11 protein-coding genes are annotated in these 14332 nt (G+C 62.9%); 9 read left to right on the forward strand and 2 right to left on the reverse strand.

All coding sequences use genetic code 11. The features are described 5' to 3' along the window. Positions 1-72: 72 nt before the first annotated feature. Complete coding sequence (locus tag H7C19_RS24600; RefSeq protein ID WP_185671826.1) at positions 73-705, forward strand: O-methyltransferase; 633 nt, start codon at positions 73-75, stop codon at positions 703-705. A 104-nt stretch (positions 706-809) separates the two neighbouring features. On the opposite strand, the gene H7C19_RS24605 is transcribed toward H7C19_RS24600, so the two are convergent. Continuing rightward, positions 810-2024 (reverse strand): MFS transporter, encoded by a 1215-nt coding sequence (locus tag H7C19_RS24605; protein WP_185671730.1) that lies wholly within the window; start codon positions 2022-2024, stop codon positions 810-812. Positions 2025-2247: 223 nt separating this feature from the next. Between H7C19_RS24605 and hemE the strand changes: the two genes are divergently transcribed. The 4 genes from hemE to H7C19_RS34445 all read left to right on the forward strand — a co-directional run bounded on the left by hemE (position 2248) and on the right by H7C19_RS34445 (position 6180). Then, entirely contained in the window at positions 2248-3300 is a 1053-nt protein-coding gene (gene hemE, locus H7C19_RS24610) for a uroporphyrinogen decarboxylase (protein ID WP_185671731.1), read from the forward strand. Further along, positions 3297-4265, forward strand: coding sequence for a ferrochelatase (gene hemH / locus H7C19_RS24615; RefSeq protein WP_185671732.1), 969 nt, complete (start codon positions 3297-3299; stop codon positions 4263-4265). Before hemE ends, hemH begins: the two co-directional genes overlap by 4 nt. Next, positions 4262-5887, forward strand: coding sequence for a protoporphyrinogen oxidase (gene hemG / locus H7C19_RS34985; protein WP_246469745.1), 1626 nt, complete (start codon positions 4262-4264; stop codon positions 5885-5887). The genes hemH and hemG overlap by 4 nt, the downstream gene beginning before the upstream one ends. A 125-nt stretch (positions 5888-6012) precedes the next feature. Further along, the gene (locus H7C19_RS34445) at positions 6013-6180 is read left to right on the forward strand and encodes a hypothetical protein (protein WP_221469461.1); all 168 of its coding nucleotides are present in this window, start codon (positions 6013-6015) and stop codon (positions 6178-6180) included. A gap of 111 nt (positions 6181-6291) precedes the next feature. On the opposite strand, the gene H7C19_RS24625 is transcribed toward H7C19_RS34445, so the two are convergent. Next, positions 6292-6981, reverse strand: coding sequence for a TetR/AcrR family transcriptional regulator (locus H7C19_RS24625; protein ID WP_185671733.1), 690 nt, complete (start codon positions 6979-6981; stop codon positions 6292-6294). A gap of 163 nt (positions 6982-7144) precedes the next feature. Here H7C19_RS24625 and H7C19_RS24630 point away from each other — a divergent pair, with 163 nt between their 5' ends. From H7C19_RS24630 to nagZ, 4 genes are all read left to right on the forward strand, one after another. Further along, positions 7145-8620 (forward strand): MDR family MFS transporter, encoded by a 1476-nt coding sequence (locus H7C19_RS24630; RefSeq protein ID WP_185671734.1) that lies wholly within the window; start codon positions 7145-7147, stop codon positions 8618-8620. A gap of 439 nt (positions 8621-9059) precedes the next feature. Beyond that, positions 9060-10925, forward strand: coding sequence for a cache domain-containing sensor histidine kinase (locus H7C19_RS24635; RefSeq protein WP_185671735.1), 1866 nt, complete (start codon positions 9060-9062; stop codon positions 10923-10925). Continuing rightward, complete coding sequence (locus H7C19_RS24640) at positions 10897-12537, forward strand: response regulator (RefSeq protein ID WP_185671736.1); 1641 nt, start codon at positions 10897-10899, stop codon at positions 12535-12537. Before H7C19_RS24635 ends, H7C19_RS24640 begins: the two co-directional genes overlap by 29 nt. After that, positions 12534-14123 (forward strand): beta-N-acetylhexosaminidase, encoded by a 1590-nt coding sequence (nagZ, locus tag H7C19_RS24645; RefSeq protein WP_185671737.1) that lies wholly within the window; start codon positions 12534-12536, stop codon positions 14121-14123. Before H7C19_RS24640 ends, nagZ begins: the two co-directional genes overlap by 4 nt. Positions 14124-14332: the final 209 nt, after the last annotated feature.

Consider the following 14332-nt stretch of genomic DNA (forward strand, 5'->3'; position numbering starts at 1 on the left):
GGAGATTCGGTAAAATGGAAGCATGGATCCGATCGGCCGTTAGCGATCGGAACGAAGGAGTTGTCGATGAACATGGATATGACGCCGGATGCTTATCTTGAAAGCTTATTCCCGCCCGACCCGGATCTAGCGAGGGTGAATGAGGCGATACGGGCCCGGGGGATGCCGGAGATCTCCGTCGCGCCCGGCTACGGGAGGCTGCTCACGATGCTGGCGGCCGCGACCGGCGCGAAGCGGGCGCTGGAGATCGGAGCGCTCGCCGGCTACAGCGGCATCTGCCTCGCCCGGGGACTGCCGGCGGACGGGCGGATCACTTCGCTGGAGCTGCGGCCGGACTACGCGGCGCTCGCGCTCGCGAACGTGACTGCGGCCGGTTACGGCGACCGCGCCGAGATGATCGTGGGCGCCGCGCTCGAGAGTCTGACGCGGCTGGAGGAAGAGGGGCGCCGCTTCGATCTGTTCTTCATCGACGCGGACAAGGAGAACTACTTGAACTACCTGGAGCGGTCGATCCGCCTCGCGAACCCCGGCGCGATCATCGCGGCCGACAACACGCTGCTGCGCGGCCGGACGCTGAACCCGGACAAGCAGGGGCCGGCGGTGCTCGCGGTCCGCGAATTCAATCGCGTCATCGCGACCGATCCGCGGCTCTTAAGCACCCATCTGCCCGCCTACGACGGTCTTGCGCTCGCCATGGTGCGCTAGGGGCCAGCTCCGGGCACGCATCGGGCGACGGCCAGCGTTCGCACAGGCAGCCGACGGGCCGGTCTCGCGTACGCAGGGCGGCTGCCCCGTTTCGAGCGCGGCGACTATCCGCCGGACGACATGCCGGCCGGACGGCGCTGCAGCGTCAGCGTCGTCCAGGCGGCGGTCGCGAGAAGCGCGGCGGCCGAAACGAGGAACAACCCCTGGATGCCGATGAAGCCCGACAGGGCGCCGCCGACGACCGGCCCGACCATGTTGCCGAGCGCGAGCGAGCTGCTGTTGAAGCCGAACGCCATGCTCACCTTGCTGTCCGGCGCGTACCGCCGGATGAGCGCGTTCACCGTCGGGATCAGCCCGCCGACGAAGCAGCCGAGGAAGAACCGGCTGACGAGCAGTTGGCCGACGCTGCCGACGAACGCTTGCGGGATGAACATGATCCCCGCTCCCAGCAGGGAGAAGATCAGAATCTTGGGCGCGCCGTACCGGTCGCTGAAGCGGCCGAGGATGGGCGCGCACACCATGTTGGAGAATCCCGTCACGGATCCGACGAAGCCGGACCAGAAAGCCAGATTCTCCGTCGTGCCGTGCAGATGATGGACGTAGATCGGGATCAGCGTCATCGGGCTCAGCATGGCGAACTGGATGAGGAACGTCACCGTGAAGAGCGCGGGAAGCTGCGGAATCTTCGTGAGGGCTCTCAGTCCGGCGGCCAAGCTGACGTTCGGCGCGGTCCGCGCGGCGGCGCGGTCGAAGTTCTCCTTGACCAGCATCCAGGAGACGGTGGACGCGAGGAACAACAGCGTGCCGGTAATGTAGAAGATCGGCCGGTAGCCGAACGTATCGGCCATCAAACCGCCGATCAGCGGTCCGAGGATGGCGCCCGCCGTACCGCCGGATTGGAGCGTGCCCATGGCGAAGCCCATCTTCTCCTTCGGCGTCGTCGCGGAGACGAGCGAGACGGCTGCGGGCGAGAAGCCGGAGATGACGCCGTTCAACATCCGGAGGAGCAAGAGGTGCAGCGGCGTCGAGGCGAAGCCCATCAGCACCATGACGATCGACATCCCGAAGCCCGAGCGGAGCAGCATCACTTTCCGGCCGTAGCGGTCCGACAGCTTGCCCCACAACGGTTGAAAGAAAAAGGAGGTCACGAAGTTCGCCGCGAAGATGAAGCCCGCCCAGACGCCGATCTCGTGTTCGCCCTTGACGCCGAGATCTTGCTGGAGATAGAGCGATAGGAACGGCGTAATCATCGTCATGCCGGCCATGACCAGGAAGTTGCCGAACCACAGCACGGCCAGGTTCACTTTCCAACGTTGCATGCGCGTGGTCCTCCTTGGTTCCAGAATTGCCCAAACGGTAACAGTATAGCATACGCAGCGCGAAGGCCCGAACGTCTTCGGTCCCATGGATGCGCCGTTTGTCATAGGATTGTCATACTCCGCGGGGCATGGAAGGTTGTGGGTGCCAACCAAAAAGGGCATAATGAGACAGAACGATCGTATCGGATCTCGTTAATCTACGACATAAAGGGGACGCTGCACGATGAACGACCGCTTCTTGCGCGCTTGCCGCCGCGAGCCCGTCGACCGGGTGCCCGTCTGGTATATGCGCCAGGCAGGACGGTACGACCCCGACTACCGGAAAATCAAAGAGAAATATTCGCTGCTCGAAATCTGCCGGCAGCCGGAGCTCGCCGCGGAAGTGACGATGATGCCCGTGCGGAAGCTGGGCGTCGACGCGGCGATTCTATATTCCGACATCATGAATCCGGTCGCCTCGATCGGCATCGACTTCGACATCGTCAAAGATATCGGTCCCGTCATCCACAATCCCGTCCGTTCGGCCGCCGACGTCGACCGGTTGAAGCCGATCGACGCGGAAGGCGACCTCGGGCACGTGCTGGAGACGATCCGCATCCTGGACCGGGAGCTCGACGTGCCGCTGATCACCTTCGCGGGCGCGCCGTTCACGCTCGCCAGCTACATCGTGGAAGGGCGCCCTTCCAAGTCGTATATGAACACGAAGGCGCTCATGTACGGCGAACCGGACACCTGGCACAAGCTGATGGGCAAACTCGCCGACATGGCCGCGACTTACTTGCGAGCGCATGCCGCGTCGGGCGCGAAGGCCGTCCAGCTGTTCGACAGCTGGGTCGGGGCGCTGGCGCCGCATGATTTCGCCGAGTTCGTGCAGCCTCACGTGGAGAGCATCTTCGCCCGGATCGCGGATCTGGACCTGCCGAAGATCTACTTCCCGGGCGTCAGCTCCGGCGAGCTGCTGCCGCTGCTATCCGACCTCCGGGCCGACGTCGTCGGCCTCGACTGGCGCGTGCCGCTCGCGGAAGGCCGCCGCCGCACAGGCGGACGGTTCGCCGTACAGGGCAACCTTGACCCGTACGTCTTGACCGCGCCGACGAATGTCATCCAGGAGCGTGCGCGCCGTCTGATCGACGAAGGCGTGCGGGAGCCCGGTTTCATTTTTAACCTGGGCCACGGATTGTATCCGGAAGCTTCCCTGGACAAGCTCCGGGAGCTGACCGCTTACGTGCACGAATACTCGCAGCAGAAGCTATCATCCCCGGAGGTGTCGTTGTGAGCGGAACGAATCGCGCTATTGGCGTGCTTGTCATGTCCTACGGAACGCCGGAGAGTCTGGACGGCGTAGAAGCTTACTATACGCATATTCGCCGGGGGCATCCGCCGACGGCCGAGCAGCTCGAAGATCTGACTTCGCGCTATCGCGCCATCGTGGGCGGCGTCTTCCCGCTCCGCGAGAATACGAACCGTCAAGCGGACGCCCTGCAGCGGACGCTGGACGAGACGGCGGGCGCAGGCAAGTACGTCTGCTACCAAGGGCTGAAGCATGCCGCACCGTTCATCGAGGACGGCATCGCGGCGATGGCGGAGGACGGCATCGCGCAAGCGATCGGCATCGTGCTGACGCCGCAATATTCCTCCATGAGCGTTGGCGGCTACATGAAGCGTGCGAAGGAAGAGGCGGACAAACGCGGCATCTCGTTCGCCGCGATCGAGAGCTACCACCTGCACCCTGCGCTCATCTCGGCGCTGGAGCAGCGGGTAAAGGACGGTCTGGCGAAACTGGGCGGCGAGCGGGAGGAAGCGCTCGTGCTGTTCAGCGCGCACAGCCTGCCGGCGCGAATTCTGGAGATGAACGATCCTTACCAGGATCAATTGCTGGAGACGTCGCGCGCGGTGGCGGAGGCGGCCGGCGTGAAGCGCTGGCAGTTCACTTGGCAGAGCGCGGGCCAGACGGGACAGCCCTGGCTCGGACCGGATATTCTCGAGACGCTGGAGACGCTCGCCAAAGAAGGCGTGCGCGCGGTGCTCGTGACGCCCGTCGGCTTCGTGTCGGATCATCTCGAGGTGCTCTACGATATCGATCTGGAGGCGAAGCGCCGGGCGGAGGAGCTGGGCATCCGCCTCGAGCGGATCGACATGCTGAACGACGACGGACGGTACATGCAAGCGCTGGCGGAAACGGTCATGGCGGCGAACGACATGGCGGGTTCCGCAGCGGGCGAAAAGGAGGGCGGCGTATGAGCGGGAACGGGCTGCGTGTCGCGATTGTCGGCGGCGGGCTCACCGGCCTCAGCGCCGCTTTTTATTTGAACCGGCTGGGCGGGCAGCTCGGGCGTGACGTCCGGGTGACGGTGCTCGAAGCGTCGGATCGGCTCGGAGGCAAGGTGAATACGCTGCGCCGGGACGGCTTCGTCATCGAGCGCGGACCGGACTCTTTCCTCGGCAGGAAGCTGCCGATGCTGCATCTGGCGCGCGATCTCGGGCTGCTCGGCGAGCTGGTCGGCACGAACCCGGCCGCCGTGAAGACCTATCTCGGCCATGGCGGCAAGCTGGTGCCGATGCCGAAGGGCATGAACCTCGGCATCCCCAACGAGCTGGGGGCCTTCGCGCGCACGAGCGTCGTATCGCCGCGCGGCAAGCTGCGGGCGCTCGACGAGCTCCGCATTCCGCCCCGCGCGGATGGCGGGGACGAGTCGGTCGGCGCGTTCCTGGAACGCCGACTTGGCAAGGAGATGGTCGAGCGGATCGCAGAGCCGCTGCTGGCGGGCATCCATGCCGGCGATCTCTATACGCTGAGTTTGGCGGCGACCTTCCCGCAATTCGCGGACATGGAGCGCCGGTACGGCAGCGTCATCCGCGGCATGATGGAGGCGCGGCTGTCGGCTCCGGCAGCCGGCGCCAAGGCCGCGGCCGCCCGGTCCGAGGCGGTAGGCGGCGCGAGCGTGCCGCCGACGGCGTTCCTGACGTTCCGGAACGGCCTGTCCACGCTCATCGAGACGCTGGAGGCCAGCCTTCGCGACGATGGCACGGAGATCCGGCTGAGTGCGCGGGTCAAGGAGCTGGAGCGGCTTGCCGTCGCGTCGCCGGATGCGAGGAGGCCTGTAGAAACCGTATCCGGAACCGGTACGGCAGGGTTGGCTGACGGATCCCGAACGACTGGCACATCTAGCGAAGCCGGAACAGCCGGCTTGTCCGGCGGGGCGGGAGCGATCGGCCCGGCAGGGGTTCGGGGAGCGGAAGGCGCATATCGCCTGCGCTTGGCGGACGGCGCGACATTAGACGCCGACGCGGTGCTGTTCGCGCTGCCGGCCTTCGCGACGGCGCCGCTGCTGGCGCCGCATAGCGACGTTGGCGCGCTGGAGGCGATCCGCTACGTCTCCGTCGCGAACGTGGTATTCGCCTATGAGGACGAGCGCAAGTTCAACCACAAGCTGGACGGCTCAGGCTTCCTGGTGCCGCATTCGGAAGGCCGGACCATTACGGCCAGCACTTGGACCTCTTCCAAGTGGAAGCACACGGCGCCCGAAGGCAAGCGGCTCATCCGCTGCTACGTGGGCTGGGCCGGCGACGAGTCGGGCGTCGAGCTGACGGACGAGGAGATGTCAGCCGCGGTCAAGCGGGATCTCCGCGAGCTGATGGGGCTTGCCGCCGAGCCCGCGTTCGTCGAGATTACGCGCCTCCGTCACTCGATGCCGCAGTATCCGGTCGGGCACGTCGACCGGATCGCGGCGTTCCGCGCGGGTTTGGCCGAGCGTTTGCCCGGCGTGCTCGCCACCGGCCACGCCTTCGGCGGCGTCGGCCTGCCGGACTGCGTGGAGCAGGGCCGCGAGGCGGCCGAGCAGCTGCTGGCGCTGCGCGCATGAGCGGCAGCCGGTGACGTTGCTTCAAAAAAAAGGAGCAATGCCTTTGAGGCATTGCTCCTTTTTTTTGTGATTGCGGGTGTTGAGCCGCAAAAGCGGTCATCCGCGATCCAGTCGCGTTTCTGCGAATGAAGCCGGAGAAACCGTCTTATTCCCGCGAACCAGACGTCATGGCGCAGTTTAAGCCGGAGAAACCGACTTATTTCCGCGAACCACACGTCATGGCACTGTATAATCCGGAAAAACCGTCTTATTCCCGCGAACCACGCGTCATGGCGCCGAATAGGCCCTTTTAACCGTCTAAAATCCGGCCAACCGCCAACAACAACTATCTAGCTTTTTCACCTACGCGCGTCCACAAGCAAACCCGAAGTGACTTCTCCATCTAGAACGCGTTCCCCAACCGCTCAAGCCACGCCGTACGTAATCTTCTGCACCAGATAGGCCAGCTTCTCGTTCATCGGCTCGTCGTTCACCTGCGCGAAGGCTTCCGGACGGAACAGCTGCAGCTTCTTGATCTGATAATAGTCCGATAAAGCGGCGGACAGCGTTAGATGGTGCTTCATGAGATAGGACGGATCGATCAGATGGCGGAACATCATCTCGTCCTGCAGAATGATCAGATTCGCGTTCAACCGGTTGAACACCCCGTCGTCCATCCCGTTCTCGTAGAACGTCCGAAGCCGCTCGTTCCGGCTGCCGATCGACGCGTTCAACATCGCATAGAACGCTGGATACCCTTCCCGGAGGTCGTTCATGAACGGGTCGTTGCCGTAGTTGGCGATGTGCAGCGTGCGGGCGAACGATTGCTGGAACCGGTCGGCGTAGGACACCTTGTCGTCCGGGAGCTCCGCTTGGTCCTTCTCGATGACCAGATCGATGAACATCTGCACGAGCATCTCGATGATCTCGTCCTTGGAGCTGAAGTATTTATATAAAGTCGCTTTGGAGATGTCCATATGCTTGGCGAAGTCGTCCATCCGCAGTTGTTGGAACCCGACCGACTTCATCGGATGAAGCAGCTTGGCTGCGAGCTTGCGTTTGCAGGCCGGATCGGTATACCGCCAACTCGCGTTCGCTTGATCTTCGCTTTTCATGACGTCGCACACTCCTTCTTCCCTTCAGTATAAACAAATCGACCGGAAAGGTAAACGATTTGTACGAACTATACTGATATTGACTAAAGTAGTTTACATTGTTCAAATTCTGTTGTATGATCGTTTCACCAAATAGAGATCCGTAAGGATGAGGGAGAGAATCATGAGTACGACGAATGAGAACAGGCAAGTGCGCTTCTGGCCGATCATGGCAGCCATCTTCTTCGGTTCGTTCCTAAGCATACTTGGCATTAGCACGATCAACATCGCCCTGCCTTTGCTCATGGATGACTTCCATGCGAGCTTGAATACGATCCAGTGGGTGCTGACGGGATTCATGCTCTCTCTCGGCGTCGTCGCTCCGCTGACGGGCTGGCTGGGAGATCGTTTCGGTTATAAGAAAGTCTATTTGTTCGCGATGATCGGCTTCACGGCGACATCGCTGCTCTGCGCGCTCGCTTGGAGCGACGCGTCGCTCATCGCCTTCCGAATCGCGCAAGGCGCGTTCAGCGGCCTGGTGCTCCCCGCGACGATGACGATCATCTTCCAGATCATGCCGCGGGAGAAGCAAGCGTTTGCCGTCAGCATCTGGATGCTGTCGGCCATGCTGGCGCCCGCGTTCGGTCCGACGATCAGCGGCTGGCTGATCCAGAACTTCAGTTGGAAATGGCTGTTCTATATGAATCTGCCCATCGGCGTCATCGCCATCGTATTCATCCTGTGGATGATTCCCGACTATCGGGTCGGGGCCGGCGGCAAATCGCTGGACAAATCGGGACTCGCCGCAGTCGTGATCAGCAGCGCGTCCCTGCTCGTCGCGCTAAGCGAAGGCCGCCAATGGGGCTGGACGTCCTGGAAAACGCTTGGTTTGTTGGCGCTCGGTTTGCTGACGCTAATCTTGTTTGTCGTCCGGGAACTGCGCGCGAAGGAACCGCTGCTTAATCTTCGGGTGCTGCGCAGCCGGCGGTTCACTTTTACGCTCGTGTCGAGCACGATCATCACGATCAGCCTCTACTCGGGGACGCTGCTCGTTCCGTTGTTCCTGCAGAACGTGCAGCACATCACCCCGCTGGATACGGGGATCATCATGCTCCCGGCGTCGCTCGTCATGGCGCTTACCATGCCGCTCGCGGGCAAGCTGTACGCGCGTCTCGGACCGCTTTGGCCGACGGTCGGCGGCCTCGCGCTGATCCTGATCGGCAGCTACGCGCTGACCCAACTCAGCGTAGGCGCATCCCACGCGTACATTATTCTCTGGATGACCGTACGCAACATCGGCGTCTCGTTCGCGGCTTCGGCGACCAGCACGGCCGGCATGGAAGACATCAAGCCGGCGCTCTCGGGACACGCCTCGTCCGTCACGAACTGGGTGCGCAACGTCGGCGGCTCGTTTGCCATCGCGCTCTTCACCTCGCTGCTCGTGTCGCACGCGACGGACCATGCCGCGCATCTGGCCGCCGCGGGCCAGCAAGCGCAGCCGATCCAATTGCTCGCCTACACGATGGGCGTAAACGACGTCTTCATGGCGGCTACGCTCATCGCCTTGCTCGCGATCCCGTTCGGCTTCCTGGTCCGCAAGAAACGGGACGACCGCCCGCAGGGCCGCATGCAGGAGGTCGGACGGGAGCAGACCGCCTAAACGGTTCGCGAGAGGGCCCGGCTTCCTGCGCGACGCGACGCCGGCCGTCGGATGCTGCTCAACGTCTGTCTCATCAATCCTATAGCATCATGCCCGCTGCAGCATGGCACGCACGCGCCTTGTTCGCCGAATATCGGCGGGATTCCCTCGTCGTCCGCATCGCATGCTCTCGCTTTGACCGGTATCCCTCGTCGACTTTCGCTGCAGTCGCTTCTCCCCCAAGCCCCGGGTTCTCCCGGGGCTTGTTCGTTTGTCTAGGGCATGCTGACGTTAACGGCCCGTTACGCTCCGAGGTACTAGACGTTTTTATCCCTTGACTGTGCGAATGAGTTCTTATCCGCGCCCGGGGACTTCTTTATAATAAATATATGGCGGGGCAATCTTCCTGTTATAATCGTTGGTGCCAGTCAGTCACAAGGAGAGGAAGGAAGCAACGCCAATGAGCTTGGGCAAACGCATGTTCACCGCCTTTTTCGTCTTCATCATCCTGCCGCTGTTCGTGCTCGGCACCGTCTCCTATCTGGTCTTCCAACATATAACCGAACAGAAGTATACGGAGCAGATGGAGCTGTCCATGAACGCCATCGGCCGCAACCTGAACAACATGATCAAGGAGGCCAACTACTTCTCCGACTTCTGGGTGACGACGGAGGACAGCGTGGAGAGCGTCAAGCAGTCCATCGTGCCGGACAGGGGCAAGTCGACCGGCGGGGACAATATGTACTATGACGAACTGGTCGAGAAGCAGAAGCTGACCCGGCGGGTGCTGCTCACGTATCCGGGCATCAAGTCCGTGACCATGTACCGCAACAACGGCCGGGTCGTCAGCGTGGACTTCGTGCAGGATCAGCCGATTCCGATCCGCGATCTGCAGACCAACCCGATCTACCAAGAGGTGCTGAAGAAGAACGGGGCGCCGGTCTGGATCGGGCCGAACGAAGACCGGGAGCTGACGGGCATCAACAATCTGTTCACGCAGATCCGGGTGGTGCTCGATATTAACACCTTGCAATCGCAAGGTATTCTGGTTATCCGGTTCCAGATGAGCGAACTGGCCCGCACCTTCGAATTCTACAACACGGAAGGCCGGGAAGACCGGCGCTACCTGATCGTCGGCCGGGGAGGCACGGTCGTCTATGACAGCAAGAAGACGCTGGAGGGCCAGCTTTTCCGCACCGAATTGGACCACGAAGGCAAATTGGACTTGCAGCGCAACTTCCAGACGCGGACGATGTCGATCGACGGCCAGAAGAGCCTCGTTTCCGTGCACAATCTGGGAGATATCAAGCGGCTGGGCACCGGCGATTGGACGCTCGTCACCGTGACCAACTGGAAGTACCTGTCCGGCGATATGGCGATGATGCTCCGTTGGGTCGTCCTGATCACGGCGGCCTGTCTCGCTTGCGCGCTCGTATTCAACCTGATGTTCATCCGCCGGACCGTGAACTTCTTCGTCCGCGTAGCGAATGCGATGCGCCGGGTGGAGCGCGGCGACTTGACGACGCGCGTGCCGGTCGAGGGCAACGACGAGACGGTCATCCTCGCCAAAGGCTTCAACAGCCTCGTCGGGCGGGTGTCCGAACTCCTCGACGACGTGACGAAGGAGCAGCGGCGCAAGCGCAAGGCCGAGATGATGCTGCTGCAGGCGCAGATCAAACCGCACTTCCTGTTCAACGCGCTAGAGTCGATCAACATCCTGGCCGTGCAGAACGAGGGGCGCAAGGTGAGCAAGATGGTGCAGCGGCTCGGCAACATTTTCCGGATCAGCATCCAGCAGAAGGAAGAGATCCGCATCGAGCAGGAGCTGGAGCATCTGCGCAGCTACCTGGAGATTCAGAAATTCCGCTTCGAGGAGCTGTTCGACTACGCGATCGACGTGCCCGCCCATCTGCTGCACTATCCGATCTTGAAGCTCACGCTGCAGCCGCTCGTGGAGAACAGCATTCAGCACGGCTTCGAAGGGATCGACTACCTGGGCCGGATCACGGTAAGCGCGCGCGAAGAGGACGGGGATATCGCCTTCTACGTGGAGGACAACGGCATCGGCATTCCGGAGGAGCAGCTCGCGAAGTTCGCCTTGAGCGGCGTGACGTCTCTCGAGCAGATGTACGAGGAGTCCCCGGAGACGGGCGAGCGGCGCGGACTCGGCGTGGGCAACGTATCCGACCGGCTGCGCATTCACTATGGACCGGGTTACGGCTTGTTCCTATGCAGCTCGCCCGGACAAGGCACGGTGATCAAGTGCGTCATACCGATGACAGCGGGGAGTGAGACAGATGAAGCTAAAGGCGCTATTGGTGGATGACGAGATCAACATTCTGAAGAACCTGCAGGCGGTCGTGCCTTGGGAAGAGCTGGACGTCGAGATCGTCGGCGCCGCCCGCAACGGCGAGCAGGCCATCGAAGCCGTCCGTACGCACCGGCCGGAGCTGATCCTGTGCGACATCCGCATGCCGGTCATGGACGGCATCGAATTCCTGGGCGCGCTGCGCGACATGCACTCCGACGCCGAGGTCATCATGATGACGGGCTATCAGGACTTCAGCTACGTGCGCTCGGTCATCCGTTACGAAGTCCGGGACTACATCCTGAAGCCGATCGACTACGACGAACTGGCGCAGACGATCAGCCGGCTGGCCGAAGGCATCCGCGAGCGCAAGGCGGAGCAGCAGACGATCCAGCGCGAGTGGCGGCAGGTGTTCCACCTGGCTTACGAGAAGGTGCTCTACGACTTGCTCATCGACATCGGCGGGAGCTCGGCGAAGCCGTTCCTCAAGCTGCACGAGCTCTCCGGCGAGGACTTGACGTTCGCCATGATGCTGGTCGACGTGGCGGATTACTCGAAGAAAGAACGTAATTGGGACGAAAAGGAGCGCAAGCTGTGGAATTTCGCCGTCCATAACATCCTACAGGAGAATCTCGCGCTGCTCGAGATTCCCTACTCCGTGCTGCAGGTCCGCAGCGGGGAGTGGTGCGTGCTGATCGAACGGATTCCGCCCGAATCGTTCGACCGCGACGAATGCGAGGGCTGGGGAACCCGGCTCCGGGAAGCGGTGGCGCGATTCCTGAAGCTGAATATCCGCGTGGCGCTCCATCCGGCCCCGGTATCGCTCGAGCGGCTCGCCCGCATCTACAAGCACCTGCAGCGTTCGCTCAGCCTGAACGCAGGGCAGGAAGAGGCGATCATCGTCCCCGAGAAAGCGAAAGGACAGCAGGACGCCTCGCAGCGCCTATGGGACCGGATCGAGGAGATGGTGACGGGGCTGAAGCGGTGCGACCGCCGCAAGACCGAGGCCTCGCTGCGGGAGCTGAACGAGAGCTTCCGCCAGCTGCCGGACGCTTCTTATGAGCGAGTGCAGCCGATCTTGCACTATCTGTGCCTCCATCTGCTGCGCGAGATGCGGGCCATGGACGTGATCGGACCGGAGGACGAGGCTGCGTTCTGGAGCCAGCTCGACCGGAATCCGGGCATCCGGGAGACGCTCGCGGTCATCAACCGGCTCGTCGACCGCTCGATCGAGAGCGTCATGAAGAAAAAGACGAGCGACGTCCTGATGCTGTCCGCCAAAGACTACATCGAACGGAATCTGTCTTCCGATCTCTGCATCGATACGCTGGCCGACTATCTCGGCATCAGCGGTAGTTATTTCAGCCTGCTCTTCAAGCAGCATTTCAGCGAGACGTTCGTAGAGTACGTGACGAAGCAGCGGATGGAGATGGCCAAGTCGCTGCTCGCCATCAGCGACAAGAGCATCACGGCGATCGGCCAGATGGTCGGCTATGTCGAGCGGCGGTACTTCACCCGGGTGTTCAGCAAGTACACCGGGCTGCTCCCGTCCGAATATCGCGAACAAGCCCAAAGCCTGACGGATCAAACGATATTAACCGAATGGATGGAGAAGGAGATTCGCACATGACGAACAAAGCGGCGGACTGGACGCAATTAGATCTGAAGCGCAAGATCGGACAGCTCTTTCTCTGCGGATTCGACGGGTATGAGCCGACCGAGGGTATCGTGAAGCTGATCGAGGAATACGGCTTGGGAGGGATCGTCTACTTCCGCCGCAATCTGAAGGACGCGCGGCAGGTGGCGGCGCTGTCCGCTTCGCTGCAGTCCCGTGCCGAGGTGCCGCTTTTCACGTCCGTCGACCAGGAAGGGGGCATGGTCGTCCGGCTGGAAGAAGGCGTCACGGTCATGCCCGGCAACATGGCGGTCGGCGCCGCGGCGGACGCGGAGCTCGCCTACGAGGGGGCCAAGTGGGCGGGCGCGGAGCTGCGCGAGATCGGGGTGAACGTGAACTTCGCGCCCTGCCTCGACGTGAACAACAATCCGCGCAATCCGGTCATCGGCGTCCGTTCGTACGGCGAAGATCCGCAGGCCGTGGCGGTGCTCGGCGAAGCTCAGATTCGCGGCTACCAGGAGAGCGGCGTCGCGGCGGTCGCGAAGCACTTCCCGGGGCATGGCGACACGGCGTCGGACTCCCACTACGAGCTGCCGGTCGTGCCGCACGGGCGGGACCGGCTGGACGCGGTCGAGCTGCTGCCGTTCCGCGCCGCCATCGCCGTAGGGGTAGATGCGATCATGACCGCGCACGTCGTCTTCCCGGCCTACGAGCCGGACAAGGTGCCGGCGACGCTGTCGCGCCGCATCCTGACCGGCCTCCTGCGGGAGCAGCTGGGCTATGAAGGCGTCATCGTGACCGATTGCTTGGAGATGAACGCCGTCTCCGAGACGATCGGGGTCGCGCGGGGGGCGGTCGAAGCCGTCAAGGGAGGCGCGGACCTGATCCTCGTCAGCCACCGGCTGGAGCGCCAGATCGCCGCGCTCGAAGCGGTCTACGAGGCGGTGCTGACGGGCGAGATCCCGGCATCGCGGATCGACGACGCCGTGCGCCGGGTATGGGAGCTGAAGGAGAAGCGCGGCCTGTTCGCGGATGCGCTGCCGGTCGCGCCGAACCGCGAGCGCGCGGGCGAAGTGTCCCGGGGGCTGAGCGAGAAAGCCGTGACCGTCGTCAAGGGCGGCGAACGGCTGCCGCTGAAGCGGGACGGACAGACGCTCGTCGTCTGGGCGGAAGCGCGCCGCGGCACGGAGGTCATCGAGGTCATCCGGCAGGCTTGGACGCTCGGCGCGGCGCTCGCGGCCGAAGGGTACGCCGTGACCGAGAAGCGCGTCGGTCTGGACCCGACGCCGGAAGAGTCTGACGACGTGCTGGCCGCCGCGGCGAGCGCGGATACGATCGTATTCGCCGCCTACGACGCCGCATTCTGCGCGCGTCAGGTGCAGCTCATCCGCGCGCTGGGCGACCTCGAAGGCAAGACGGTCGCGCTGGTCGCGACCCGGACGCCGTACGATCTGCTGGAGACGACGGCCGTCCCCGTCTACCTATGCACGTACGAGAACAAGCCGACGATGATGACCGCGGCGGCGGGCGTCCTGTCCGGACGCTTGGCGGCGCAAGGCCGGCAGCCCGTCACGATCGGCGAGTTTCCCCGCAAAGGCTAATATCAAATTCGAGCACGCCTGCGAGTAGGCCCAGATCGGGCACGGGAACCCCCGCCCCACGACGCTGTCGCGGGGCGGGGGTTCTATAGGTTGGTTGGAGACAACCAACCCGAGCAAACGCGCCGATGTGCAGTAAAAACTACCTCACCTGCAGCTGATCTTCGGCAAACGCGCCGATGTGCAGTAAAAACTACCTCACCTGCAGTTGA

Origin of the sequence: Cohnella nanjingensis (genome assembly GCF_014212125.1) — a bacterium.
Classification (GTDB): domain Bacteria; phylum Bacillota; class Bacilli; order Paenibacillales; family Paenibacillaceae; genus Cohnella; species Cohnella nanjingensis.

What these genes read in the sequence shown, in the direction of transcription:
- H7C19_RS24625 (WP_185671733.1), bottom strand. Translation starts at nt 6,981, where the DNA reads ATGAAAAGCGAAGATCAAGCGAACGCGAGTTGGCGGTATACCGATCCG.
- H7C19_RS24640 (WP_185671736.1), top strand. Translation starts at nt 10,897, where the DNA reads ATGAAGCTAAAGGCGCTATTGGTGGATGACGAGATCAACATTCTGAAG.
- H7C19_RS24635 (WP_185671735.1), top strand. Translation starts at nt 9,060, where the DNA reads ATGAGCTTGGGCAAACGCATGTTCACCGCCTTTTTCGTCTTCATCATC.
- H7C19_RS24600 (WP_185671826.1), top strand. Translation starts at nt 73, where the DNA reads ATGGATATGACGCCGGATGCTTATCTTGAAAGCTTATTCCCGCCCGAC.
- hemG (WP_246469745.1), top strand. Translation starts at nt 4,262, where the DNA reads ATGAGCGGGAACGGGCTGCGTGTCGCGATTGTCGGCGGCGGGCTCACC.
- H7C19_RS34445 (WP_221469461.1), top strand. Translation starts at nt 6,013, where the DNA reads ATGAAGCCGGAGAAACCGTCTTATTCCCGCGAACCAGACGTCATGGCG.
- H7C19_RS24630 (WP_185671734.1), top strand. Translation starts at nt 7,145, where the DNA reads ATGAGTACGACGAATGAGAACAGGCAAGTGCGCTTCTGGCCGATCATG.
- hemE (WP_185671731.1), top strand. Translation starts at nt 2,248, where the DNA reads ATGAACGACCGCTTCTTGCGCGCTTGCCGCCGCGAGCCCGTCGACCGG.
- H7C19_RS24605 (WP_185671730.1), bottom strand. Translation starts at nt 2,024, where the DNA reads ATGCAACGTTGGAAAGTGAACCTGGCCGTGCTGTGGTTCGGCAACTTC.
- nagZ (WP_185671737.1), top strand. Translation starts at nt 12,534, where the DNA reads ATGACGAACAAAGCGGCGGACTGGACGCAATTAGATCTGAAGCGCAAG.